The 23,259-nt window shown below is 59.2% G+C and carries 24 protein-coding genes; 10 read left to right on the plus strand and 14 right to left on the minus strand.

Features of this window, described 5'->3' with window-relative positions; genetic code table 11:
* Positions 1 to 225: alpha/beta fold hydrolase (locus NV64_RS23505; RefSeq protein ID WP_233209056.1), on the plus strand; the 225-nt coding region annotated here is incomplete at its 5' end.
* Here NV64_RS23505 and NV64_RS20250 read toward each other — a convergent pair.
* The 5 genes from NV64_RS20250 to NV64_RS20270 form a co-directional block, all read right to left on the minus strand.
* Positions 215 to 1,204: a D-cysteine desulfhydrase gene (locus NV64_RS20250; protein WP_056234160.1), complete on the minus strand. Its 990-nt coding sequence runs from the start codon at positions 1,202 to 1,204 to the stop codon at positions 215 to 217. The genes NV64_RS23505 and NV64_RS20250 overlap by 11 nt on opposite strands.
* A gap of 136 nt (positions 1,205 to 1,340) precedes the next feature.
* Positions 1,341 to 1,844: a flagella biosynthesis regulatory protein FliZ gene (gene fliZ, locus NV64_RS20255; protein ID WP_056234163.1), complete on the minus strand. Its 504-nt coding sequence runs from the start codon at positions 1,842 to 1,844 to the stop codon at positions 1,341 to 1,343.
* 42 nt (positions 1,845 to 1,886) lie between these two features.
* The gene (locus NV64_RS20260; RefSeq protein WP_101506652.1) at positions 1,887 to 2,609 is read right to left on the minus strand and encodes an RNA polymerase sigma factor FliA; all 723 of its coding nucleotides are present in this window, start codon (positions 2,607 to 2,609) and stop codon (positions 1,887 to 1,889) included.
* Positions 2,610 to 2,768: 159 nt separating this feature from the next.
* The gene (locus NV64_RS20265) at positions 2,769 to 6,044 is read right to left on the minus strand and encodes a glycosyltransferase family 41 protein (protein ID WP_158239915.1); all 3,276 of its coding nucleotides are present in this window, start codon (positions 6,042 to 6,044) and stop codon (positions 2,769 to 2,771) included.
* Between the two features lie 232 nt (positions 6,045 to 6,276).
* Positions 6,277 to 7,170: a flagellin gene (locus tag NV64_RS20270; RefSeq protein WP_101506654.1), complete on the minus strand. Its 894-nt coding sequence runs from the start codon at positions 7,168 to 7,170 to the stop codon at positions 6,277 to 6,279.
* Between the two features lie 382 nt (positions 7,171 to 7,552).
* On the opposite strand from NV64_RS20270, the gene fliD reads away from it, so the two are divergent.
* From fliD to amyA, 4 genes are all read left to right on the plus strand, one after another.
* Positions 7,553 to 8,998 (plus strand): flagellar filament capping protein FliD, encoded by a 1,446-nt coding sequence (fliD, locus tag NV64_RS20275; RefSeq protein ID WP_101506655.1) that lies wholly within the window; start codon positions 7,553 to 7,555, stop codon positions 8,996 to 8,998.
* A 17-nt stretch (positions 8,999 to 9,015) separates the two neighbouring features.
* Positions 9,016 to 9,429, plus strand: coding sequence for a flagellar export chaperone FliS (gene fliS, locus NV64_RS20280; protein WP_101506656.1), 414 nt, complete (start codon positions 9,016 to 9,018; stop codon positions 9,427 to 9,429).
* Entirely contained in the window at positions 9,426 to 9,791 is a 366-nt protein-coding gene (fliT, locus tag NV64_RS20285) for a flagellar protein FliT (RefSeq protein WP_101506657.1), read from the plus strand. The genes fliS and fliT overlap by 4 nt, the downstream gene beginning before the upstream one ends.
* Positions 9,792 to 9,899: 108 nt before the next feature.
* The gene (gene amyA / locus NV64_RS20290) at positions 9,900 to 11,405 is read left to right on the plus strand and encodes an alpha-amylase (RefSeq protein WP_101506658.1); all 1,506 of its coding nucleotides are present in this window, start codon (positions 9,900 to 9,902) and stop codon (positions 11,403 to 11,405) included.
* A 474-nt stretch (positions 11,406 to 11,879) separates the two neighbouring features.
* On the opposite strand, the gene yedD is transcribed toward amyA, so the two are convergent.
* Positions 11,880 to 12,371, minus strand: a complete 492-nt coding sequence (gene yedD, locus NV64_RS20295) for a lipoprotein YedD (RefSeq protein WP_101506659.1) — start codon at positions 12,369 to 12,371, stop codon at positions 11,880 to 11,882.
* Positions 12,372 to 12,536: 165 nt separating this feature from the next.
* Here yedD and NV64_RS20300 point away from each other — a divergent pair, with 165 nt between their 5' ends.
* On the plus strand, positions 12,537 to 12,860 hold the full coding sequence (locus tag NV64_RS20300) for a DUF6388 family protein (protein WP_056234187.1): 324 nt from the start codon (positions 12,537 to 12,539) through the stop codon (positions 12,858 to 12,860).
* A gap of 96 nt (positions 12,861 to 12,956) precedes the next feature.
* Here the strand turns inward: NV64_RS20300 and NV64_RS20305 are convergent, their stop codons facing one another.
* The 4 genes from NV64_RS20305 to NV64_RS20320 all read right to left on the minus strand — a co-directional run bounded on the left by NV64_RS20305 (position 12,957) and on the right by NV64_RS20320 (position 14,699).
* Positions 12,957 to 13,130 carry a YodC family protein gene (locus tag NV64_RS20305; RefSeq protein ID WP_072166322.1) on the minus strand — a complete coding sequence of 58 codons (174 nt, stop codon included), beginning with the start codon at positions 13,128 to 13,130 and terminating at the stop codon, positions 12,957 to 12,959.
* Positions 13,131 to 13,307: 177 nt separating this feature from the next.
* Positions 13,308 to 13,439 (minus strand): hypothetical protein, encoded by a 132-nt coding sequence (locus tag NV64_RS24390; RefSeq protein WP_255354418.1) that lies wholly within the window; start codon positions 13,437 to 13,439, stop codon positions 13,308 to 13,310.
* 61 nt (positions 13,440 to 13,500) lie between these two features.
* Positions 13,501 to 14,412, minus strand: coding sequence for a DUF808 domain-containing protein (locus NV64_RS20315; protein WP_056234193.1), 912 nt, complete (start codon positions 14,410 to 14,412; stop codon positions 13,501 to 13,503).
* An 11-nt stretch (positions 14,413 to 14,423) separates the two neighbouring features.
* A complete protein-coding gene (locus NV64_RS20320) occupies positions 14,424 to 14,699 on the minus strand; it encodes a hypothetical protein (protein ID WP_056234195.1) in 276 nt (91 codons plus the stop codon).
* Positions 14,700 to 14,869: 170 nt separating this feature from the next.
* On the opposite strand from NV64_RS20320, the gene yedA reads away from it, so the two are divergent.
* Positions 14,870 to 15,784, plus strand: coding sequence for a drug/metabolite exporter YedA (yedA, locus tag NV64_RS20325; protein ID WP_056234198.1), 915 nt, complete (start codon positions 14,870 to 14,872; stop codon positions 15,782 to 15,784).
* Between the two features lie 165 nt (positions 15,785 to 15,949).
* Here the strand turns inward: yedA and NV64_RS20330 are convergent, their stop codons facing one another.
* Complete coding sequence (locus NV64_RS20330; RefSeq protein WP_056234201.1) at positions 15,950 to 16,423, minus strand: very short patch repair endonuclease; 474 nt, start codon at positions 16,421 to 16,423, stop codon at positions 15,950 to 15,952.
* Positions 16,424 to 16,451: 28 nt separating this feature from the next.
* Positions 16,452 to 17,876, minus strand: coding sequence for a DNA cytosine methyltransferase (locus NV64_RS20335; protein WP_101506660.1), 1,425 nt, complete (start codon positions 17,874 to 17,876; stop codon positions 16,452 to 16,454).
* Positions 17,877 to 18,076: 200 nt separating this feature from the next.
* Between NV64_RS20335 and NV64_RS20340 the strand changes: the two genes are divergently transcribed.
* On the plus strand, positions 18,077 to 19,681 hold the full coding sequence (locus NV64_RS20340; protein WP_199177701.1) for a methyl-accepting chemotaxis protein: 1,605 nt from the start codon (positions 18,077 to 18,079) through the stop codon (positions 19,679 to 19,681).
* An 88-nt stretch (positions 19,682 to 19,769) separates the two neighbouring features.
* Here NV64_RS20340 and NV64_RS20345 read toward each other — a convergent pair whose 3' ends face one another.
* Both NV64_RS20345 and NV64_RS20350 read right to left on the minus strand, forming a co-directional pair.
* Positions 19,770 to 20,015: a hypothetical protein gene (locus NV64_RS20345; protein WP_056234208.1), complete on the minus strand. Its 246-nt coding sequence runs from the start codon at positions 20,013 to 20,015 to the stop codon at positions 19,770 to 19,772.
* Positions 20,016 to 20,088: 73 nt separating this feature from the next.
* On the minus strand, positions 20,089 to 20,793 hold the full coding sequence (locus NV64_RS20350; protein ID WP_056234212.1) for a phosphohydrolase: 705 nt from the start codon (positions 20,791 to 20,793) through the stop codon (positions 20,089 to 20,091).
* Between the two features lie 571 nt (positions 20,794 to 21,364).
* Here NV64_RS20350 and NV64_RS20355 point away from each other — a divergent pair.
* Both NV64_RS20355 and mtfA read left to right on the plus strand, forming a co-directional pair.
* On the plus strand, positions 21,365 to 22,021 hold the full coding sequence (locus NV64_RS20355) for a hypothetical protein (protein ID WP_056234215.1): 657 nt from the start codon (positions 21,365 to 21,367) through the stop codon (positions 22,019 to 22,021).
* A gap of 173 nt (positions 22,022 to 22,194) precedes the next feature.
* Positions 22,195 to 22,992: a DgsA anti-repressor MtfA gene (mtfA, locus tag NV64_RS20360; RefSeq protein ID WP_056234219.1), complete on the plus strand. Its 798-nt coding sequence runs from the start codon at positions 22,195 to 22,197 to the stop codon at positions 22,990 to 22,992.
* Positions 22,993 to 23,259: the final 267 nt, after the last annotated feature.

Consider the following 23,259-nt stretch of genomic DNA (forward strand, 5'->3'; position numbering starts at 1 on the left):
GGGGCGCTGGCCACCGCCGATCTGCGCAAAGAGGTCAGGCGGATCCTGCTGCCGCTGCTGGTGATCGCCGGCGAACAGGATCCGGTGACCACCGTTGAAGATGCGCGCTGGCTGCAGAGCCAGATCGCCGGTGCCGAGCTGGCCGTGCTGCCGGCCTCGCACCTCTCCAACGTGGCCTGCCCGCAGACCTTCAGCAACGCGGTCTGCCAGTTTCTTACCCGCTGAACGGGTGGTAGGCAAACAGCGCCGGCGCGCCGCCGGTGTGGACAAACGCCAGCGGCCCCTGACGGCGGAAGCGGTTCTGCGCCACGCCGTCAATCAGCCCGGCCATCGCCTTGCCGGTGTAAACCGGGTCCAGGAAAATCCCTTCCAGCCGCGCCAGCAGCTTAATGGCTTCGATTCCCTCTTCGTTCGGTTCGCCGTAACGCGGGCCATAGTACTCATCCCACAGGGTAATCGGCGCGGTGCTGTTCAGCTCAAGCGACTGTGCCAACTGCTGGCGAATGCTCTCGACCTTCGGCAACTGTTCGGCTACCCGGCGTGAGACGGTCACCCCCACCAGCTCGGTCTGCGGCAACAGCTGCTCCAGACCCACCGCCAGCCCGGCGTGGGTACCGGCGCTGCCGGAGGCGACCACCACCGCGGCAAAGTCCACCACGCCTTCGCTCTGGTGAGCGATCTCCTGCGCGCACTCCACGTAACCCAGCGCGCCCAGCGCGTTAGAGCCGCCGACCGGCACGCAGTAGGGGCGAAAGCCCTGCGCTTCCAGCAGGGTGGCCTGCTCTTCCAGCTGGGCGGTGGGATTGTGCAGCGCGTCGACCAGCACGATTTCGCAGTCCATCAGCTCCAGCAGCAGGCGGTTGCCGTTGCCGAGGTAGTTTTCTGCGGTAGTGGCGATCGGATTTTCCAGCAGCGCCACGCACTTCAGCCCCAGTTTCGCCGCCACCGCCGCCGTCTGGCGCACGTGATTCGACTGGATGGCGCCGGCGGTCAGCAGCACGTCGGCCCCGTTGCGTAACGCATCCGCCGCCAGGAACTCCAGCTTGCGCAGCTTATTGCCGCCCAGCGCCACCGGCGTCAGGTCATCACGCTTGATAAAGATATCGCGGCCAAGGTAGTCGGAAAAACGCGGCAGATGCTCAAGCGGCGTGGGCGCGCCCAGCAGTTCAACGCGGGGGAAATTAACCAGATTATGTAAAGACAACGCGGCCTCCGGGAGAGGGGATCAGATGATAGCGTACAGTGTTGCAGAAGATGCGGCGGCGGTCATTATCGAATTGGCATAACTTAGTGCGGCGTTGTGCCGGGGCAGGCTCCCCGGCCACAACGGTCATCGGCTATCAGGCGCGCTGCCAGCCGAGGAACTGGTCATATTTGCGCAGGGCGATGCGGTAGTTGTTATTCCCGGCATCCGGCAGACTGTTTTCCAGGCATTCGTGGCAGCTGCGGCCGCGCAGGCGTTCGGCAGGGAAACCCTGGGCCGACAGCATATCGTCGAGACGACGCAGGCGAACAACATATTCGCGAATGGTGCTGTGGCTCATTTCGGTCTGCTCAAACAGGTACTGTTTAAACGCCATAATATCAAAGTAAGTCGGATGGGTATTACAGTAAATATCGCTGCAGAAGCGGCACAGCGCCGTCAGCTCACTCTGCAGTTTGCACCAGACCTGATCGTCGATCGGCTGGTCCATGCGGGCAATCGCCTCTTTATTAATTATCTGACCACGAAACACCAGTGCCATGCGATCCAGTACCTTATCGCAGTGCGAGCAGTTGCTCTGGCTGTGCTTATAGTCCTTCAGATAGCGACTTAACGGCCTTGTTCTTAATTTCGTTGCCATTACGTATTCCCGGTTAATATTGAAAGTGCAAAACTGACTCCGTCAGCGCGCTCCCGTTAACCGGGCGCGCAGGCGTTTAATCGCCTGACTGTGCAGCTGGCTGACGCGGGACTCGCCCACTTCCAGCACGGCGCCAATCTCTTTCAGGTTCAGCTCTTCCTGGTAATAGAGCGTCAGCACCATCTTCTCGCGTTCGGGCAGGGCCTCGATCGCTTCGATGACGCGTTCACGCAGGTTCCCTTCCAGCAGCTGGTGCAGCGGGTTAGCCTGTTCATGGCCGTCGGTGACCAGTTCCGCGCTGTCGCCGTGCTCCTCACGATATTCGTCATAGGAGAACAGCTGGCTGTTGTTGGTATCCAGCAGGATCTGCCGGTACTCCTCCAGCGGCACGTCCAGCTGGGCAGCGACTTCCTGCTCGCTGGCCGGGCGGCCAAGGACCTGTTCAACCTGATGCATCGCCGCCGCCACTTCGCGGGCGTTGCGTCGCACGCTGCGCGGTGCCCAGTCGCGGCTGCGCAGCTCGTCGAGCATCGCCCCGCGAATGCGCTGTACCGCGTAGGTGGTAAAGGCCGTACCCTGCAGCGCGTCGTAGCGCTCAACCGCATTCAGCAGGCCGATGCCGCCGGCCTGCAGCAGGTCATCCAGCTCCACGCTGGCCGGCAACCGCACCTGCAGGCGCAGCGCTTCATGGCGCACCAGCGGAACGTATCGCTGCCACAGCGAATGCTTGTCCATCACCCCATCGGCGGTATAGAGATCGTTCACTCTGACTACCTTGCGTTATGTAAGTTATCGGCAAGATTATCGGTTTCTGTAGGGGAAATTGATTGGTGGAATAGCGGTGCAAAAGAGGGGTTATTCTGTTAGCTGACGAGGACATGTGGTGAGGGAGCCCGCTGTGGGCTCCCGGTGAGGGCTAACGGCTTATGCCGGGATAAATTTAAATTTCTCCAACAGCTTTTCGAGCTTAACGACATCAATCTGTGGCTTCAGGGTAAATACGCCTGCCGTTTCCGCTTTATCCACCACGTTGAGGAACTCCAGCACCACGTGGTAGTCAGGGCGGTCCCAGAAGTCATGAATAAAGATCTGCGTCACGGCGTTATTCCTGCGGGTCGCCAGCGTGTGTTTAATCGCATTCAGGGTACAGGCGACGCGGAAACGCCCGTCAACCAGAATCAGATCAAACCACCGCTGATGTTGCAGAATCGCCTCGCTGTAGAGCGGGAATTGCTGCTGATGGCTGGCATCCACCGGATAGCCCCACTCTTTGGTCGGCCCGATATCGACGTAATCGACTTTACACAGCGGACCGGCCTCTTTTGCCAGCGTGTCGACCCAGAATTTGTCACTCTCCACGCCGTAAACGGTGACGTTATTGCGCGTCGCCAGCTTGGTCGAACCGCCGCTGCCAAACTCATAATAGGCGCTGCTCTGAGTAATGCAGCGCTCAAACAGCGCGGTTTCCGCCGCTGACATGCGTGGCATCTCCGGGATGATGTTTACCGGGGCTGGCACAGCGGCAGGCGACGAGGCCGGCGGCGCGCTATCGTGGAAGTCACCCAGATAGGCCTCGGCACGTGCAGTCGAACTGGCCTGCAGCACCTGATACGCCACGTCACGCAGCTGATAGCCGGCGTGCAGGATAAACGCCAGCTTCTCGCGCTGCTCCACGCTCATGGCCGCAATCCGCTCTGCGGTAGGAACAAACAGCAGGCGCGTCGCCACCATCTGCGAAGAGGCCAGCGTACTGCCGTCGGCCAGCGTCAGCGCAGCGCCCTGCTCTGTCGCGGCAACGCTGTGGAAGCGGAAGCCAAAACCGGCCAACGCCGCCTCCAGCTGGCTGAAGGACATCTGGCCCGCGTGGGTGTTGGCAAAGGTATAATGTACGCTGACAAACAGGCAGCCGGTTAACAGCCGCGAACCGTGCTCGAAGACCGGTTGCAGATTCAGCGTATTGCTGATTTCAAACCACTCGAGGCGATCGAGTCCGTTAATATCATCCAGCCTGCTCGACGGCACCTTCAGTTCGGTAATCACCTTCTGGCCCGCCCAGGCTTCAGCGCCCTGTTCGCCGCCGATGGCGGGCAGATCGCTGCTGTAACGCGAATCAAGGCACAGATAGAGCGGAGCCTCCTGGCCGTCACCCAGCAGGTGCAGTTTGATATGCTGCAGGGATTTCTTACGCAGCGGCAGATGTTGCGGCTCCACCACACCGACCGGATCCATAATCACTGTGTGCACTGCATCGGTGGCGACCAGGTCGATAAACGCAGCAGCGCGGCTGAACTGGCCGCCGTAGTCCATCATCAGCACCTTGCCGGAGAGCTGGAACTCAAAGGTATCCGCCTGGCCGGGCTGGGTCAGCTTCTGTGATTCCATCACCGGCGGATGCTGCAGCGTCACCGGCTGCCCGTCGTCGAGGAAGTAAGGTGCGCCCTCTTCCTGCAGCGTCAGCGCGGCCGGTGCTTTACCTTCGCAGTAGCGCTGCCAGATCGCCCGCATGGCGTCCGAGAAGTGTCTGGCAAAGCGCTGCCCGTCGCACACCGGCGAAGCCAGCAGAATATCGCGCAGATGCTGGCGAATCACCGCCAGGCTGGTGAGATCGCGGGTGATGCCAACGGTAATATCGATGTACTGCTGCCAGCTGTCGGCCACCAGCTCCGGCATGCCGGCATTGACCAGGTGAGAAGCGGAGTGACGTCCGGCAAACGTTGGCCCTGGCAGGGTCACCACCGGCACGCCCATCGCCATCGCTTCACAGGTGGTCAGGCCGCCGGAGTACGGCCACGGGTCGAGCGCGATGTCCACCCGGTTATAGCTGTCCAGCAGCTCACGGTGCGGCGAGGAACCTTCCAGCAGCACCCGCTCACGCGCCACCCCGTGGCGTTCCAGCGTGCTCAGCACCCGCTCGCAAAGCGTTGGGTTTTTAAAGTTAAAGCTTTTCAGGAACAGGCGGGAGTCCGGCACGCTGTTCAGTATGATCGCCCACTGCTCCAGCAGAGTATCGTTAATCTTGGCGGCGTTATTAAAACAGCCAAAGGTGATATAGCCGTTTTCCGTTACCGGACCGGCGCTCAGCGGCGGCAGGTAGTGCGGCGGATCGTAACAAATATAGTCACCGGGCAGACGGATCAGTTTTTCACTGTACAGGTGGTCGACGCCCTCAGGTGTTTCAATACCGTCGCTTAACAGATAGTCCATGCCCTCAAGGCCGGTACTGCTGATCAGCCCGCCAACCCATTTAATCTGTAACGGCGCGGGCTGCTGCTGTAACGTCAGCATCCGACTGTTTGCATTATAGCCACAGAGGTCGAAAAGAATATCTATCTCATCTTCACGAATTAATCCGTCAACCGCATTATCCGACAGCCCGTCAATCACCTGCCATTTTTTAGCAATGCGCTGAATACGGTAGGTAATATGGTCTTCGATGTGGTTAGTGCTGTAGGCATAAAGCTCAATCTGTGAATCCGGAATATGTGATAAACCCAGGGTGATCATATTCCCGACCGGGTGCGAGCGAAACCCTTCTGAAATCATGCCAATACGTAACGGTTTATCGGCTGTCCGATTCTTCGCCACCGCACGTTTAATTGTACGAGACGGGCGAAATACCTGCTGCCATTGCTGGCAAATATCCAGAATGGATTCAGGTGTAGCAGCCGGGTTATAGTGCGATCCGACAATGCGGTTAAACCAGGAAGAGGGGTTATCAGAGGAGAGCTGGCAGCTTTGCTGATAGGCGGCATCCATTTTATCGAATTCGGCCAAATCCTGGTAAATCATACCGAGGTTGCTCCAGTTACGCCAGTTGGTCGGGTCTTCCCGGGTCAGCTGGGTATACTCCTCTATCGACTGTTCATACTTTTTCTGCTTTTGCAGGATCGTCGCCCGCAGGGTGCGCAATGGCCGTGATTCATCATCGTTTACCCGACCGATCGCCTCCGCAAGGAATATTTCTGCCTCATCAAAACGTTCGCGGACGTATAACAGGTTAGCCTTAGCGTAAAGCGCTTCGCTGTAATCAGGGGTCAGCGTCAGGGCTTTTTCAACCGCTTCCTCAGCGTCAAAATATTTACCCAGTTTTTCCCAGGTGCGTGAGGCAACCACCCACACCAGACTGTTATGCGCATTTTTTTTCAGCAGCGGCGTAACAATGGCTAACGACTCCTGCGGCTTTTCACTCAGTATTTCCATCGCGCGCCGAAGTTGCGCAGCCACGGCGGGGTCGGTTGCAGGGGGGGGAGAGAGAGCAGAACCAGAGGTGGACTTCTTCATAGGGCCATTTACCTTGATAAGTTTCGCTGTACGTCAGAGGCCGTGCCCCGCCATACCGCCACGATATTACCAGTGTAAATAACGCAAAAAAAAATAACGGGTATAATACCCGCTATTTTTTATGCTAATTAAAGGGATTGCTAAGCGGCAATTACTGCAGCAGAGACAGCACGCCCTGTGGAACCTGGTTAGCCTTGGTCAGTACTGAGGTACCGGCCTGCTGCAGGATCTGCGCGCGGCTCATGTTAGACACTTCAGTCGCGTAATCCGCGTCTTCGATACGGCTCTTAGCAGCAGTGATGTTGGTGATGGTGCTGCTCAGGTTGTTAACGGTAGATTCGAAACGGTTCTGGCTGGCACCCAGGCTGCTACGCAGTGAGTCAACGTCAGAAATCGCTTTATCCAGAGCAGACAGCAGGTTGGAATCAACTGTAGCTTTAGCTTCGCCAGTAGTGGTCGCGGCAGTATAAGTTTTCAGGATACCAACACCCGATGCAGCACCAGTAGATGCTTCAGTGATGGCAGTGAAACCTGCTGCTGTAAACAGTGTGGAAGAATCGATTTTCTTCAGTGAAATGCCGATGGTTTCTTTATCCTGCGCACCAACCTGAATGTTCAGAGTCTGAGCGGTAGCCAGTACTTTGATGCCGTTGAAGCTGGTTTGTTTGGAGACACGGTCAATTTCTTTAACGCGGTCAACGATTTCGTTGTTGATTGACACCAGGTCATCAGCAGAGTTACTACCGTTGTTCGCCTGTACGGTCAGTTCACGGATACGCTGTAAGTTGGTGTTGATCTCGTTCAGTGCGCCTTCAGTAGTCTGAGCGATGGAGATACCGTCGTTGGCATTACGGGAAGCCTGAGTCAGACCTTTAACCTGAGAAGTCATACGGTTAGCAATCGCCTGGCCCGCTGCATCGTCTTTTGCGCTGTTGATACGCAGACCAGATGACAGACGCTCAATCGCTGAGCCCAGGGAAGACTGTGACTTGTTCAGATTGTTCTGAGTAGTCAGGGACATAATGTTGGTATTGATAACGGCCATAGTGTTTTCCTTAAATCAGTTAGGTTTTGGGCTGAGCCTTACACGCTCACGGCGTCTCTCACCGTCATGAATGTTATCGGTTGAGTTTTTCCTAACTTTAGAAAAAAAGGAAAAATCACAAAAAACCACTGATAAATAAAGCTTTTATGTTTGATTGCTTCACAAGAAACCGCCATAACGCACAAAATACCCATCGTTAACGCTTATTGATGGTGCAGATAAGCGACCAATTAAGAGTATTCTTATCATACACCTGGCTATCAGGCTAATTACCCCTATATCCCTGCTTTATTCTTCTTATCAGTTTTTCTCCACATTGATTAAACTTCTGCCCACGATGGCCGATATAACTCTGGTACATCTTATAAACTGAGGATTAACGATGGCGAGTATCAGTAGCCTTGGGGTAGGCACCACCCTTCAGTTGGATACCCTCTATACCAACCTGGAAACTGCTGAAAACAGCAAGCTGACAACGATCACCAAGCAGCAGACCAGCTATAATTCGCAGCTTACCGCTTACAGCAAGCTGCAAAGCTCAATGACCGCCCTGCAGACCGCGACCGCGGCGCTGGCGAAAGCCAGCACCTTTAGCGCCTCCAGCGTCACCAGCACCAATACCGCCTTCGCCGCCACCACCGATGCGAACGCCACCGTTGGTGATTACAGTGTTTACGTTGAGCAGGTAGCCAAGGCGCAGTCGCTGATTTCAGGATCTATTGCCAGCAAAACCAGCCAGCTGGGCGACAGCGCCAGCGGCACGCGCACGCTGACCATCACCCAGCCCGGCACCACCAAGCCGCTGGAAATCACCCTGAGCAACAGCCAGACCACGCTGACCGGCATTGCCGATGCGATTAACAAAAGCGCCGGTAACGTCAGTGCCACCATTATTACCGCCAGCAACGGCGACCACCGCCTGATGCTGAGCTCCAAGACTACCGGCACCGACGGCGATATTACCCTGAGCGTTACCGGCGACAGCACCCTGCAGGGGGTGATTGGCTATGACGCCACCGCCACCGGCACGCAGAATATGTCGGTACAGACGGCTTCGCAGAACGCCAAACTGAGCGTTAACGGCGTTGCTATGGAGCGCAGCAGCAACACCATCAGCGATGCGCTGACCGGTGTGACCTTCAACCTGAAGGCCGCCAGCACCAGCGCCTCGGGTGAAACCCTCAGCGTGACGCGTTCGGTCGACAGCACCACCACCGCGGTCAAAGCCTGGGTTACCGCCTACAACAGCCTGCAGTCCACCATCGCCTCGGTCACCAAATACACCGCGGTCGACGCCGGGGAAGATCAGTCCAGCAGCAACGGCGTACTGCTCGGTGACAGTACGGTGCGCACTATTCAGACCCGCCTGGCCGGGATGCTGAGCAACGTACAGAGCGGCTCTTACGCGGTGCTTTCGCAGCTGGGGATCACCACCAACCCGACCAAGCAGGCGGACGGTTCAGTCGGTGCGCTGAGCATTGATGACACCAAGTTAACCGCCGCGCTGACCAATAACCCGCAGGCGGTCAGCGATTTCTTCGTTGGCGACGGTACGAAGACCGGCTTTGCCACCCAGATGGGCAGCACGCTGACCGATATGCTCAGCACCAGTTCCGGCAAAGAGGGCATTATCAAAAATGCTCAGGACGGCATCAACGCCACCCTGAAAGATCTCGACAAGCGCTACACCGCGATGGAGGCCAGCATTGAAGTGACCATGGCGCGCTATAAATCCCAGTTTACTAACCTCAGTAAATTAGTGAACTCGCTGACCAACACGTCTAACTATCTGACGCAGCAGTTTGAATCGTCCTCCTCTTCAAGCTAAGACGAAAAGGCATTGATATGTATAAAAATTCGGGCGCGCAGTTATATCAGAAAGTGGAGCTGGAGAGCAGCGTGATGAGCGCCAGCCAGGCCCAGCTGATCAACCTGCTGTTTGACGGGGCGCTCAGTGCGCTGGTGCGCGCCCGTCTGTTTATGCAGGATGGCAATATTGAGGGCAAGGGCAACGCCCTCTCCAAGGCGATCAATATTATCGAAAACGGCCTGAAGCAGGGTCTGGCCGATAACAGCGGTGATGAGCTGGCGAACAACCTGCTGGCGCTGTACGACTACTGCGTGCGGCGTCTACTGCACGCCAACATTCGTAATGACGTGGCTGCGGTGGAAGAAGTCGAAGGGCTGGTGCGTAATATTGCCGATGCCTGGAAAGAAGTGGGTCATCTTCCGGCCCCGGTTCAGGATGCCGTATCATGAAAATAGCCCCCTCTTTACAGCAGAACTATCAGCATCTGCTGCAGCTGAGTCAGACCATGCTGCGGCTGGCGAATCAGGGCGACTGGGATACGCTGGTGACCGAAGAGGCCGAATATGCCGCCACGGTCAAACGCATTGAAGCGGTCACTGTTGTGACGCCGCTGACCCCGGTCGCGCTGCAACAGCTGCGCCCGCTGCTGCGCCATCTGCTGGATAACGAGATTGAAATTCGTCGTCTGGTGAAACGCCGTCAGGATGAGCTGGGTCAGTTGATGAACAACAACACGCAGCAGAAAAACGTGCTGAAAGCCTATGGCAATATGGCCGGTAACGTACTGATGCACCCCACCGCCAGCCGATAACTTTCCCGTTATTCCGGGGTGCACAGACAAAATAATTATCTTTGCGCCCCGCTATCTTTTCCTCCCCCCTCTTCCATACTCAATTTTCCCGTCTGATGAAAATGGAGCATGGATATGCGCAATCCCACGCTGTTGCAGTTTTTTCACTGGTACTATCCCGAAGGCGGCCAACTGTGGCCGGAAGTGGCCGATCGCGCCGCCAGCCTGGCCGAAACCGGTATCAGCCTCGTCTGGCTGCCGCCGGCCTATAAAGGGGAGTCCGGCGGGTACTCGGTCGGCTATGACAGCTACGATCTGTTCGACCTCGGCGAGTTTGAGCAGAAAGGATCGCGTGCCACCAAATACGGTGATAAAGAACAGCTGATTGCGGCCATTGAGGCGCTGAAGGCGCACGGCGTCGGCACCCTGCTCGACGTGGTGGTCAACCATAAGATGGGGGCCGATGAGAAGGAGCGGGTGCTGGTGAACCGCGCCAACCCGGACAACCGCGAGGAGATATCGTCTGAGGTGATTGAGGCGGATATCTGGACGCGCTTTACCTTCCCGGCGCGCGGCGGCCAGCACTCAAAATTTGTCTGGGACTACAAGTGCTTTAACGGCGTCGACCATATCGAAAACCCCGATGAGAGCGGCGTGTTCAAGATCGTCAACGACTACACCGGCGACGGCTGGAACGAGCAGGTGGACGACGAGCTGGGCAACTTCGACTACCTGATGGGGGCCAATATCGACTTCCGCAACCACGCGGTGACCGAGGAGCTGAAGTACTGGGCGCGCTGGGTGATGAACGAGGTGCACTGCAGCGGCTTCCGGCTCGACGCGGTAAAACATATTCCGGCGTGGTTCTACAAGGAGTGGATCGAGCACGTGCAGGAGGTGGCCGAACAGCCGCTGTTTATCGTCGCCGAGTACTGGTCGTTTGAGGTGGATAAGCTGATGCAGTACATCGACCAGGTGGACGGTAAAACCATGCTGTTCGACGCGCCGCTGCATATGAACTTCCACCAGGCCTCGCTGCAGGGCGCGGACTACGACCTCAGCCAGATCTTCAACGACACCCTGGTGGCCCGCGATCCGTGGCACGCGGTGACCATCGTCGCCAACCACGACACCCAGCCGCTACAGTCGCTGGAGGCTCCGGTTGAGGCGTGGTTTAAACCGCTGGCCTATGCGCTGATCCTGCTGCGTGAAAACGGCGTGCCGACGGTGTTCTACCCGGATCTGTATGGTGCCAGCTACGAGGATGAAGGCGGCGACGGCGGCCAGTACCGGATTGAGATGCCGGTGATCCCCGAACTGGATACGCTGATCCGCGCCCGCCGCGACTACGCCCACGGGGTGCAGACCGAGTGGTTCGATCACCCCAACTGCGTGGCCTTCGCACGCAGCGGCACGGAGGAGCTGCCGGGCTGCGTGGTGATTATGTCCAACGGTGACGAAGGCGAGAAAACGCTGGAACTCGGCGAGGGCCTGGCGAACAAGCGGTGGCACGACCTGCTGGGCCACCGCGAGGAGAACGTGGAGAGCGACGAACACGGCAACGCCACCTTCCGCTGCAACGGCGGCAGCGTCAGCGTATGGGTTCTGAGCGAGTATAGCCTTTACACGGCGTAAAGCATCGCGGCAGGCTAGGATGCCCGGCGTAACAGTCTGTTTCGCTTGCTGAAGTCGCGGCAGGTTCGGGTGCCCGGCTTATCGGGTCTGTCCGGAACGCGGACACGCTGTGAATACGTCCGTGTACGCTCGGCGTCGGCCATCCCTGGCCGCCGACGGTCCGCTCATCCGGACAGTCCCGATTGCCCGAAATTTCTGGTGTTGCTGCGAGGCTCCAAACCCGGGATTAAATCATTCAGAGTATTCGCAGGCGATACCAGGCAGACAATACTGAGCATAAAGCGAAGGGAGCCTGTACACGTAGCAAAGCATCGCGGGCCAAGGACGGCCCGCGCTGAGCTGTCATGGATGACGCTTTTTGCGTCTTTGCGGAGTGTACAGGCTCCCTGAGCCCGTCACGGTATTAACAGGCGACCTGAGCCGTGCACGATGCAGAACCAGACAGCGCTTTTATGCCCCTGGTTCGCCTGCCAGCTATCTCTTCTGCGTATAAATCATACCGCTGTGATGCTTTTTCTCCGGCTTATTGCCACTGACGCCCGCAGGTTTTGCCTCTGGCTGCGCGGGGGTAGCCTGTTTTGCCAGCGCATCACTGCACTCTGCCGTCGGCTGCGACACCTTCTGCAGCTGCAGCTTATCGTAGCGCAGCGTGCTGCCCTCCAGCACCAGCGGCATCACCCGCGACTGGTTATTAACGTTGACCCAGTCACCGTCCAGCAGCGTCACTTTGCCCGGCTTGGCAATCACCCGCTGCCACTGGCGGCAGTCCAGCGTCTCACCGCTGGCGGTGACGATCAGGCTGGCCTGCGCCTGCGGGCTGACCAGCCCCTTTTGCGGGCCAAAGGTCTGCCAGTTGCCGACCAGCGCCGACGGCGGCGGGGTAGTTACCGCGCTGTTATAATCGGTCAGCTGCGCACAGCCGCTCAGGGTGACCACTGCCACGCCTGCCACAATCCACTTTTTCATTTTTTTGTTCCTGGTTAAGCCATTACGCGCTACGTTAAAAGGTTTCCTGCCGCTGAGCAAGCGCCATCCGCCCCGAACTGGCCGCTTTACGCGGGCCGCCCTCTCCTTCCCTTTGCCCCGCCCGCCCGTGTACACTAGCGGCGCAATCAGCCATCCAGGATCGTTATGAAAACCGTAGAAGAGTATTACGCCATTGCCAAAGATCTTTTCCTGGCAGCCCACCCGGAACTGCAGTCCGGCATTGCTAACCTGACCGCAGAACAGGCCGCCGCCGTGGGTATGAGCCTGGAGCAGCTGCAGGCGATGCAGAAAGACCGCGCCTACGCGGCCTACGTGCGCGAAAAGAAGCTGGACGGGGTGCTGTTCGCCATTCAGCTGGCCGAACCGGATAAAGAGGTGATGGTCGAGGCGATCGAAACCTATCTGCGCAGCCATGCAGAGGCGCTGGGAATGAGCTGGGAAGAGTTTTGCATTAAGAACGAGCTGTAATCACGGCGGGCGCGGCGGCGGGCGTACCACAAGCGGCCTGCCGCCGGCGAAAATTCGGGGCGTCCGGGCTGGCCGGTGCGCCCCCTGCAGCACGTCTTAGTCGGTCACGCGCGCCGCAGCAAGCGAAGCGAGATCGTCTTCGCGGAAGGCTTCACGGCGTACGCTGAAGCCGTCATACCAACGACATTCGACCATACCGCTGGCATAACCCGTCACGATCATCGCCGGGCCACCTTCCTTATGTTGCACTTCATCGCTGACTGAAAACATCGTAAAGCACCTCCTTTTCGGTTAAATGACCCGTTAGTTATAGCACCGGCGCTGGCGCAGTGCCGTTAACAGAAGGTAAATCAAATGTTAAATTCAAATAAGCGCTTAATTTTTAAAATATAAAAAAAACGAGTAATTTTTATTACTCGCTTTTAATGTGAAGCCGGTCACGGACGCTTAGATCTTGCAGCCTTCGCAGTCGGCTTCATCGCCCAGCTCGGCCGGCAGCTCGCTGGCCTTCTTCTCGGCGTGGGCTTCGGCCTGTTCCAGCTCGGCGTCGATATCAAAATCAAAAATGTCGTCTTTCATCACATTGCTCCCGTTAAAGTCAATCCGGCCGCGGCGAAGGATTACCGCAGCCGGGCGCACGTTATACCGATTTGCCGCGTAGTTTAGCAAGTCCGTTCACCGCCAACAGCACAATCGACCCCACAATCAGCCCGACCACCAGGTTGGCACCGTTGCTGACCAGCGCGCTGAGCACGCCGTGCATGCCGTGGCTGAACTGCTCCAGCGGGTGGTGCAGCTGCGGCAGGCCGTGAACGATAATGCCGCCGCCGACCAGGAACATCGCCAGCGTGCCGACCACGGTGAGGATCTTCATCAGCCTTGGCGCGGTCGCCACCAGCACGTTGCCGGTGGCCTGCGCCAGCGCTGAGCCCTTCTTCTGCAGCCAGAACCCGAGGTCGTCGATTTTCACAATCCCGGCGACGATGCCGTACACGCCGACGGTCACCAGAATGGCGATACCGGAGAGCACCAGCACCTGGTTAAGCAGCGGCGCGTCGGAGACGATGCCGAGGGTGATCGCCACGATCTCGGCGGAAAGGATAAAATCGGTGCGCACCGCCCCTTTCACCTTCTGCTTCTCAAACGCTTTCGGGTCCTGCTGCGCCACCTGCAGCAGCCGCTGTTCGCGGGCCTGCGGGCTCTCCTGCGTCTTATCCTTGTGCAGGCTGTGCAGCACCTTCTCCACCCCTTCATAACAGAGGTAGGCACCGCCGATCATCAGCAGCGGGGTGATCGCCCAGGGGGCGAAGGCGCTGATCAGCAGCGCCAGCGGCACCAGAATCAGCTTATTAATAAACGAGCCTTTCGCCACGCCCCACACTACCGGCAGCTCGCGGTTGGCCTTCACGCCGCTGACCTGCTGCGCGTTCAGCGACAGATCGTCACCCAGTACCCCGGCGGTCTTCTTCGCCGCAATTTTGCCCATCACCGAGATATCGTCCAGCAGCGTGGCGATATCATCCAACAGCGTCAGTAAACTACTTCCTGCCAAAATACCCTTCCTTATTCATCGACATCATGCTGACAACAGGGGCACAGCTCCAGCTCGCTTACCGCCATATCGGCGATGCCGTCACAGTCCCACTCAACGCGCACCGGCTGGCCTGCCGCTTCCTGGTGGTGCAGATACTTGCTGACCGGGCTTTCCGTCATCCCGCTAATCTCTTCGGTGGCGATCAGCCTGTCGCCAACGTAGATCCGCGCCGTGGCCCGGCCGTTGACCATACGTTCGCCGCTAAGCTGATACAAACGCCTTACCGTCAGTTTTACACTGGCCATGTTTCATCCTGAGGGAGACAAAGAACAAGAGGGATCGATCTAAACAATTATGCGCGGCAAGTGCAAATTTTGTAAAAAAATTTGCCGCCGAACTGAAAAACAGGTTGCCACCTGCGGCAAAAGGACGAAAATCCCTGCCCTGGACTTCTGATCAACCGGACTGAGACACCATGACCCTACGCCGTTCCCCTGCCCTGCTGTCGCTGGTGGCAGCGCTGTTTTCCCTCTACTTTATCTGGGGCTCCACCTATCTGGTGATCCGCATCGGCGTGGAGAGCTGGCCGCCGCTGCTGCTGGCCGGCCTGCGCTTCAGCCTGGCCGGCGCGGTGCTGCTGGCGTTTCTGCTACTGCGCGGCGAGAAGCTGCCTTCGCTGCGCGCCTCGCTTAACGCGGCGATCGTCGGCGTGCTGCTGCTGGCGATGGGCAACGGCGCGGTGACGGTGGCCGAGCACCAGCACGTGCCCTCCGGGCTGGCGGCGCTGATGGTCGCCACCGTGCCGCTGTTCGCCATGTGCTTCAGCCGGCTGTTTGGCATCCCGACCCGCTGGATTGAGTGGCTGGGGATTGCGGTCGGGCTGGCGGGAATTATTCTGCTCAACAGCAGCGGCCACCTGGCGGGCAACCCGTGGGGGGCGGTGATTATCCTGATCGGTTCGATGACCTGGGCCTTCGGCAGCGTGTGGGGATCGCGCATTGTCCTGCCCAACGGCATGATGGCCGGTGCGGTGGAGATGCTGGCCGCCGGGGCGGTGCTGCTGATTGCCAGTACGATCAGCGGCGAGCAGCTGACGCAGAAACCGGCGCTCTCCGGCTTCCTGTCGCTGGGCTACCTGGCGCTGTTTGGCTCGGTGATCGCCATCAACGCCTATATGTTCCTGATCCGCAACGTCAGCCCGGCGGTGGCCACCAGCTACGCCTACGTCAATCCGGTGGTCGCGGTGCTGCTCGGCATCGCCTTTGCCGGCGAGAGCCTGATCGCCCGCGAGTGGCTGGCGCTGGCGATTATCGTCTTTGCGGTGGTGCTGGTGACGCTGGGGAAATACCTGTTTCCGGGGAAAGGGGTAATCCGCAATAGTGGAGAGTAAACGCCGTCGGCGGATCTGCTGCCCGCCGTGTAGCGGGCAGCCTCAACGTACCAACAGGTTGCTGTATTTCACTGCTCAGCTGCCGGGTAACCTCAGGTAAGGTTTACGCCGCGCTGGCAGATGGCATTCCTGGCCGTATCACCCTATTTTATGCGGCGTGATGTCCTACCCGGCCAGCCGGTGGATCCCCCGCTGGTCGATCTCGCCGTTATGGTCGGCGGCGCAGATCCACTCCTCCAGTCGCGCCTGCAGTGCCGCCTCGTCAAGCCGGTGTTTGCCGCGCAGCGCGCACTCCCAGACCAGCAACACCTTCCAGCCCGCGGCGTTCAGATCGGCGATATGCCGCCGATCCCGCGCCACGTTAGCGTCGATTTTTCCCAGCCAGAAGTCGGTGCGGGTGGCGGGCGTTTTAAACAGGTAACAGTGATGGCGGTGCCAGAAACAGCCGTGCACGAAGATAATCGCCTGATACTCCGCCAGCACAAAATCCGGCCGGCCCGGCAGCGAGCGGTCCTGAGCGGTAAACGCCAGATCCAGCGCCGTCAGCTGCTGCGCCACGCGCTGCTCTGGCGCCGTGTCGCGGGTGCGGATGGCGCGCATATTCTTGCTGCGCACGGCGGGGGAATGTACGTCGGCCATCAATCCTCCCAGGTGAAAATATCCTTGCTCACCGGTCGCCCGGCTTATCGCGCAGCGCCACCGCCTGTTCGATCCACGGCTTCAGCAGTTTCGCTACCGCCGCAAAGGCCGGCACCACCACCGAGTTACCAAACTGGCGGTAGGCCTGGGTATCGGACACCGGAATGCGGAACGCATACTTGCCGGGCTGCTCAAAGCCCATCAGCCGCGCACACTCGCGCGGGGTCAGGCGGCGCGGGCGGCGCTGCTGGTTAGCGGCATCGTTGAAGTCCACTTCGCCCAGCTCCCGGTCCCAGCCGCGGTCGATCAGGATCTCCGAGCCATCTTTATAGTAGCGGGCGGAGAGCGTGCGCACCACGCCCTGTTCATGCGCCGGGTCGACCAGGCCAAAGCCAAAGCCGTTCCCGCGCGCCTGGTGTTTCTTCGCGTACTGGTAGAGATAGTTCCACAGCGTCGGGGTGAGGATGTACTTCTCGTCCGGCTGCGGCTCCAGCAGCGCCCTGAGCGGCGTGTGCTGCGGCGGATAGAGGCCGGGTAGCGCGCTGAGGCTGAAGGCGGGCAGCTGCAGATCGCGGCGGAAGCCCACCAGCACGATGCGTTCGCGGTGCTGCGGCAGGAAGTGACGGCCATCGACAATTTTTGGATCGCCGGCTCCGGTCACATCGGCATCCGCGACGTCGTAGCCCAGCTCGTCGAGGGTGGCCATAATGATGCGGAAGGTGTTGCCGCCATCGTGGCTTTTCAGGTTTTTAACGTTTTCCAGCACGAAAATCGCCGGGCGTTTAGCGGTAATAATCCGCGCCACGTCGAAAAACAGCGTGCCCTGTGCTTCACACTCAAAGCCGTGCGCGCGGCCAAGGGCGTTTTTCTTCGACACACCGGCCAGCGAAAACGGCTGGCAGGGGAAACCGGCCAGCAGCACGTCGTGATCGGGCACCTGCTGGCGGATATGCTGGTAGGCCTGCTGCTCGTCCACCCCGGCCTGGCCGCTCAGCGTAATATCGCGGATATCCTGATTAAAGCGGTGCTGCTGCTCGTCGCAGTACCAGTTGGCCTTGTAGGTGCGCACCGCGTGCTTGTTCCACTCGCTGGTGAACACGCACTGCCCGCCGATCGCCTCGAAGCCGCTGCGGATACCGCCGATACCGGCAAACAGATCGACAAAGCGGAAGGCGTAGTCAGGGTGGTGCGCCGGCGGCGCGGGCAGCATCGAGTGCAGCAGGCTGACCTCCGCCTCGCTGAAGGCCTTACGGCCGTTGCCCTTTACCCAGCGGTTGATGGACTCCCGCGTCCACTCCTGCTGGCTGACCTTGCGCAGCGTGGCGGCAACGGTCTTCTGGTCGTAAATCTCCAGTACCCGCAGCAGCAGCTGACGATCCTGCTGCTGCTTCTGTTCGTCCTGCTGACGCGCCTGCTCTGCCAGCTGGCTGGCTACCTGATCGAAATCGCTCATCGTCACTCGATGTATGGGGGTGAATGCGTGCCAGTCTATCACTTAGTTGACCCAGAGAGGACTCAAATCAGCACGTCGAAAAAACGCTAAATTTGCCTTAACAGGCGACGATCCGCCGTTTGCCATCGGCAATCCAGCGCTGTAACACAACCGTCATGATTGCCGCCAATACTGCGGTTTTTTCTTTTCAGGAATGCCTCATGTCCCTGCTTTCGGTTCTGCCGCTGCGCCGCCTTCGTTTCTCACAGCTTGCCCTGCTGCGCCTGCCCGAGGGGCTGAAGAGCCTGCGCGGCGGTTTTACGCTGTTTCTGCTGCTGTTTGTGCTGTTGCAGTGCCTGAGCGTGCTGGTGCTGACCCGGCTGGTGGCCAGCACCGGCCACGGCGTGGCCACCGCGCAACAGCTCAGCGCCCGCCAGGCGCTGCTGGATAAGGCGCGAATGGAGCTGTTAACCGCCAGTGATAACAGCCACCGCGCCGGCATCTATCTGATGCAGGACCAGCAGAGCGGGTCGGTCGACAGCTGGAAGAGCCTCGCCGACGGCGCACAGCAGTCGCTGGACGCCGCCCGTGCGCTGTTTGCCCGCTACCCGGCGGAACAGGGCGGCCCCCTGCAGCAGAACTTCAGCCTGCTGGCCGACGGGCTGCAGGAGCAGCTGAAGGGCCTGCACGACAGCAATATCGACGCCTTCTTTATGGTGCCGATGCAGGCCTTTCAGCAGCAGTTTAATGACGCTTATTACGCCGAGCTCAGGGCGGCCGCTCAGCAGTCAGCTGCGCTGAGCCAGTCGACCCTCAGCTCGCTGACCAACAGCCGCAACCTGTCGCTGGCGGTCTCCGCGCTGCTGGCGCTGATGCTGCTGCTGGGCGGCGGGCTGCTGCTGCGCGGGGTGATCCTGCCGCTCAACCGGCTGGCCGGCTGGCTGAACCACATCGCCACCGGCGACCTCTCGCGCCAGCTGCCGCCGTCGCGGCTGCAGGCCGTTGAGATCCGCCAGCTCAGCCACAGCGTGGCGGCGATGCAGGACGGCCTGCGGCAGATGGTCGGGGAGATCAACGCCATCGCCGGTGCCGTACACCGGTCCGCCGACAGCATGGCGCAGCACAGCGAGGCGTTTGGCAGCCATAACCGTCAGCAGCGCGCGGCGTTCGACCATATCAGCCAGCGCCTGAATCGGGTGGCGGAAGAGGTCGGCCACAGCGTGGCGTTCACCCGCCACGCCACCCAGCAGAGCCAGGACGCTGACGCCCTCACCCGCCGCTGCGGCGACGTGGTGCAGGCGGTAGAGGCACAGATGCGGCAGATCGTCGATGCCTCGGGTGAGATCGCCGGTATCGTCACCCTGCTGGACAGCATCTCAATGCAGACCCGCCTGCTGGCGCTAAACGCCGCCATCGAGTCGGCGCACGCCGGTGCCTGGGGGCGCAGCTTCTCGGTGGTGGCAAAAGAGATTGGCCTGCTGTCGCACAAAAGCAGCGCCTCGACGCGCGAAATTGACCAACTGATCGGCAACACCCAGCAGCATATCGGCCACGGCTTTAGTCAGGTACAGTCGCTGGAGGAGTTGTATCAGCAGATTGCGCAGGCCGTCTCCGGCGTGGTCAGCCAGCTGGCGGATCTGCAGCAGAACGCCGACGCGCAGAGCCAGCGGGTTACCGCTATCGCCGGCGAAATCGGCCGCTTGAATGAACAGGTGCAGCAGAGCGAGCAGCTCACCCACCGCAGCGGCGATACCGCCGGCGCGCTTGTGGATCACGCCAGCCGGCTGGCGCACAGCGTCAGCCAGTTTGTACTGGACAGAGGCTGACCCAGGCAATAAAAAAGCGGGCTGGCAGGATAACCGTTGAGATTATCCCGCCAGCCCGCTATCGGCTGTTCAGCGCAACGTCAGTGGATTACTTCTTCTTTTTGCCTTTTTTCAGCAACGTGCGGATCTGCTTCAGTTCAGCCGCGGTAAGCGGAGCGCCCTCTTCGGTGGTCTCAGTGTGATCAACTTCCGGTTCGGCCACGGTGGAGAGCGACTGGATCAGGCGCTGGCTGACTTCGTAGCTGATAGTGGTCTGGTTTTCCAGCGCCAGCGCTTTCAGGGTCTCTTTTAAGGCGGGATCGATCTTTAAAGTTAAGCTAACGGTGTCGGTCATACCTGATTCTCCTAAGAATGTTCTCAGACACCGTAGCCTGTTAGAGGGTGATTCACCATACTGTCATAAAAATTTAATATTTGGCTGAATTCTGCGCAAACTCTGCCAGCACCTCGCGATCGAGCCCGCAGAAGTCGCCTTTAAGCTCGGCGCACAGCTTGGCCATATAGGTGACCAGAAAATCGGCGTTATGCTGCGCCAGCCGCCGCCCTTCTGCGGTCTGCATGGTTTCAGGCAGCTTAAGTAATTTGCGCTGGAAATGGTCCAGCGCCCACTCGGCATCATCCAGCGGCCGTTCGCGCGCCAGCGGGTCGTGGCTGTCAAACAGCGAACGCCCTAATGCCCCGGAGACGTAGAACACCCGCGCCAGGCCAATCGCGCCCAGCGACTCGAGCCGGTCGGCGTCCTGCACGATTTTTGCTTCCAGCGTCTCCGGCGTTACCGCCGCGCTAAAGCTGTGGGCGTGTACCGCGTGCATCACCGCCGCGATTTTATCGCCGGGGAAATCAGGGAACGTCTGCTGCAGAATGCGGCGGGCCTCCTCCGCGGCCTGCGCCGAAGCGAGATGACGCTGCGGGTGATTCTTCGGCAGATTGACGATGTCATGGAAGTAGCAGCTGGTCAGCACGATCAGCGGATCGGCATCGCTGCCCTGCATAATGCGCTGCGCCGTCTGCCAGACGCGCGTCAGGTGCGCCACATCATGCGCCTTATCCTCTTTCTGCCAGGTCGCATGCAGGAAGGTTTCAAAACGGGATTGCCAGTCGGTCAGGCTCATAGACTTCTCCTTGTTATTCAGACTTGTCGAGATGTCAGCGGGATTGTCCACTGCAACAGGCGGTTCGTTTCATCACTTAATGCGATCTGTATCAAATTTATAGCCCTGGAGGAACGGTTTCAGCAACCCCTTTATTGGGCTGCATCACAGATTGTACGTTTTATCGGCGCACGCGAAGATGAGTAAGAACAGATAATGAACAACGGACTTTTTATCGCCGACCGGCTCCGCCTCGCTGGCATCGCAAACTGCGGTAATCATTAACCATCAACGGAATTACCTATCGCTTGCCGAAAAATACGATGCTTAACCGAATTGTAATGCATTAATATTGCAGTTATTTTACGCCCAAACAGCGCGTTTATCGCGTCCTGCCCCGGTGGGCTAATCAATCCTTCTGGCGAATTGTGATCTGCCGCCGCCCTGCTGGTTTTTTATAAGCTATGCTGATGTTTAAAATGGCGCAAAAGTGACTCACTTTTGCAGCATGAGTTTAGAAAATTCTGTATTGTAATTTCAGCTATTTCATACCACTGATTCGATACGGGACTGCAACACAGAGGTACCACTCATGAAAGAACGCCCGATTCTTTTCAGCGAACAGCGCGTCCGCGCTCTGCTGGCCGATCGCCAGCGGCAGACCCGTCGAATTATGAAATCACAGCTGCCTGGCCCCGCCCAGGATAATCATGAAGGCTGCTACGGCATTGACGTGCTGCATAATCAGCAGCAGGGCAATCGGGTCACCGGCATGGAAAACCTCAGCTTTCACTGTCCGTTTGGCCAGCCCGGCGATCGGCTGTGGGTCCGCGAAACCTGGCGCGGCCCGCTGGTCTCCCCCACCGAGGTGGCGCACTATCAGCGGCAGCCGGCCGCCTTTGAAAACAGCGCCTACTGCCAGTACCGCGCCGACAGCGGCGACTGGGACGGCGAACCGGATAACCAGCACTCAGGCTGGCAGGCCGGGATCCATATGCCGCGCTGGGCCAGCCGCATCACCCTGCAGATCACCGGCGTGCGGGTAGAAAAAGTGCAGGCGATCAGCGAGCAGGATATCGAGGCGGAAGGCGTGCAGTACACCAGCCACTTCCTTAACAGCTTCTTCGCTGCGCAAACCCCCGGCGTAGCGCCGCAGGACGCCTGGCGCAGGGCCTGGGCCACGCAGTACGGCGACACCAGCTGGGAGGTCAACCCGTGGGTGTGGGTGATCGACTTTCAGCGCCTGTAAGCACTGCGGTTTGCCGTCTTTTTCAACGCGTTTTGCGCACCGTCACAGACATTTCTGTCGATAACTGATTGAATACCTCCCGTTTTCATTTCAACGCTGCCATTTTCTCCGGGGTTGCACGCGCGCCCTGGCTGCGGCATGGTATAGCCTCTACCGGACAGGAGCCGCACAGCATGTTTAAATGGCCGTGGAAAGATGACGAGCGCGCCGCAGGCGCGGAGCTGCCGTGGCAGCAGGCGCTGGCTATCCCGCTGCTGGCGGCGCTGGATCAGTCTGAACGCCAGGCGCTGGTCGCGCTGGCCGCCCGCTTTTTGCGCCAGAAACGCCTGGCCGGACTGCAGGGTTTCGTCGCTGACGACCTGCAGCAGTGCCGGCTGGCGCTGCTGTTCTGCCTGCCGGTGCTTAACCTCGGCTACGACTGGCTGGACGGCTTCCACGAGGTGCTGCTCTACCCCGCTCCCTTTATCGTCGAGGACGAGTGGCAGGATGACTTTGGCCTGGTGCACCGCGAACGCATGGTCCAGTCCGGCCAGAGCTGGCAGCAGGGGCCGGTGGTGCTTAACTGGCAGGATATTCAGGACTCGTTCGACTGCTCCGGCTTTAACCTGGTGGTGCATGAGGTAGCGCACAAGCTGGACGCGCGCGGCAGCGGTGAGGCGACCGGCATTCCGGCGATCCCGCTGCGTGAGGTGGCCGGCTGGGAGCGCGACCTGCATGCGGCGATCGATGCGATTCAGGAAGAGGTGGACCTGCTGGGCGAAGAGGCGGCGACCATTGACGCCTACGCCGCCAGCGATCCGGCCGAGTGCTTTGCCGTGCTCTCCGAATATTTCTTTAGCGCCCCCGAGCTGCTGGTGGAACGCTTTCCCTCGCTGTACCAGCGTTTCTGCCAGTTTTATCGCCAGGATCCCGCTTTGCGATTACAACGCTTTAGCGACAGTTCGGCGACCGCGCCAATCCCTGTTAGCTGACGCCGGCAGGCCGCCCCCATCACAGCCATAGTGGCGGCGATAAAGCCCTGATGAGGGTGTTAAGAATGAATACGCCAGCTGGGGGAAATGACCACGTATATGTTCAATTATGCGCCGGGTTGCTGTAAACGCAGCCAGTTGAAAGCAAACATGTTTTTTGCTGTTGACAGCGCGGGAACAGATCGTTAATATTCGCCCCGTTCACACGATTCCTCTGTAGTTCAGTCGGTAGAACGGCGGACTGTTAATCCGTATGTCACTGGTTCG

The organism is Erwinia sp. B116, from assembly GCF_002865965.1.
In the GTDB taxonomy this organism is placed as follows: domain Bacteria; phylum Pseudomonadota; class Gammaproteobacteria; order Enterobacterales; family Enterobacteriaceae; genus Erwinia.

What these genes read in the sequence shown, in the direction of transcription:
- fliZ (WP_056234163.1), bottom strand. Translation starts at nt 1,844, where the DNA reads ATGGCAACGAAATTAAGAACAAGGCCGTTAAGTCGCTATCTGAAGGAC.
- NV64_RS20265 (WP_158239915.1), bottom strand. Translation starts at nt 6,044, where the DNA reads ATGGAAATACTGAGTGAAAAGCCGCAGGAGTCGTTAGCCATTGTTACG.
- NV64_RS20270 (WP_101506654.1), bottom strand. Translation starts at nt 7,170, where the DNA reads ATGGCCGTTATCAATACCAACATTATGTCCCTGACTACTCAGAACAAT.
- fliD (WP_101506655.1), top strand. Translation starts at nt 7,553, where the DNA reads ATGGCGAGTATCAGTAGCCTTGGGGTAGGCACCACCCTTCAGTTGGAT.
- fliS (WP_101506656.1), top strand. Translation starts at nt 9,016, where the DNA reads ATGTATAAAAATTCGGGCGCGCAGTTATATCAGAAAGTGGAGCTGGAG.
- fliT (WP_101506657.1), top strand. Translation starts at nt 9,426, where the DNA reads ATGAAAATAGCCCCCTCTTTACAGCAGAACTATCAGCATCTGCTGCAG.
- amyA (WP_101506658.1), top strand. Translation starts at nt 9,900, where the DNA reads ATGGATATGCGCAATCCCACGCTGTTGCAGTTTTTTCACTGGTACTAT.
- yedD (WP_101506659.1), bottom strand. Translation starts at nt 12,371, where the DNA reads ATGAAAAAGTGGATTGTGGCAGGCGTGGCAGTGGTCACCCTGAGCGGC.
- NV64_RS20300 (WP_056234187.1), top strand. Translation starts at nt 12,537, where the DNA reads ATGAAAACCGTAGAAGAGTATTACGCCATTGCCAAAGATCTTTTCCTG.
- NV64_RS20305 (WP_072166322.1), bottom strand. Translation starts at nt 13,130, where the DNA reads ATGTTTTCAGTCAGCGATGAAGTGCAACATAAGGAAGGTGGCCCGGCG.
- NV64_RS24390 (WP_255354418.1), bottom strand. Translation starts at nt 13,439, where the DNA reads ATGAAAGACGACATTTTTGATTTTGATATCGACGCCGAGCTGGAACAG.
- NV64_RS20320 (WP_056234195.1), bottom strand. Translation starts at nt 14,699, where the DNA reads ATGGCCAGTGTAAAACTGACGGTAAGGCGTTTGTATCAGCTTAGCGGC.
- yedA (WP_056234198.1), top strand. Translation starts at nt 14,870, where the DNA reads ATGACCCTACGCCGTTCCCCTGCCCTGCTGTCGCTGGTGGCAGCGCTG.
- NV64_RS20330 (WP_056234201.1), bottom strand. Translation starts at nt 16,423, where the DNA reads ATGGCCGACGTACATTCCCCCGCCGTGCGCAGCAAGAATATGCGCGCC.
- NV64_RS20335 (WP_101506660.1), bottom strand. Translation starts at nt 17,876, where the DNA reads ATGAGCGATTTCGATCAGGTAGCCAGCCAGCTGGCAGAGCAGGCGCGT.
- NV64_RS20340 (WP_199177701.1), top strand. Translation starts at nt 18,077, where the DNA reads ATGTCCCTGCTTTCGGTTCTGCCGCTGCGCCGCCTTCGTTTCTCACAG.
- NV64_RS20345 (WP_056234208.1), bottom strand. Translation starts at nt 20,015, where the DNA reads ATGACCGACACCGTTAGCTTAACTTTAAAGATCGATCCCGCCTTAAAA.
- NV64_RS20350 (WP_056234212.1), bottom strand. Translation starts at nt 20,793, where the DNA reads ATGAGCCTGACCGACTGGCAATCCCGTTTTGAAACCTTCCTGCATGCG.
- NV64_RS20355 (WP_056234215.1), top strand. Translation starts at nt 21,365, where the DNA reads ATGAAAGAACGCCCGATTCTTTTCAGCGAACAGCGCGTCCGCGCTCTG.
- mtfA (WP_056234219.1), top strand. Translation starts at nt 22,195, where the DNA reads ATGTTTAAATGGCCGTGGAAAGATGACGAGCGCGCCGCAGGCGCGGAG.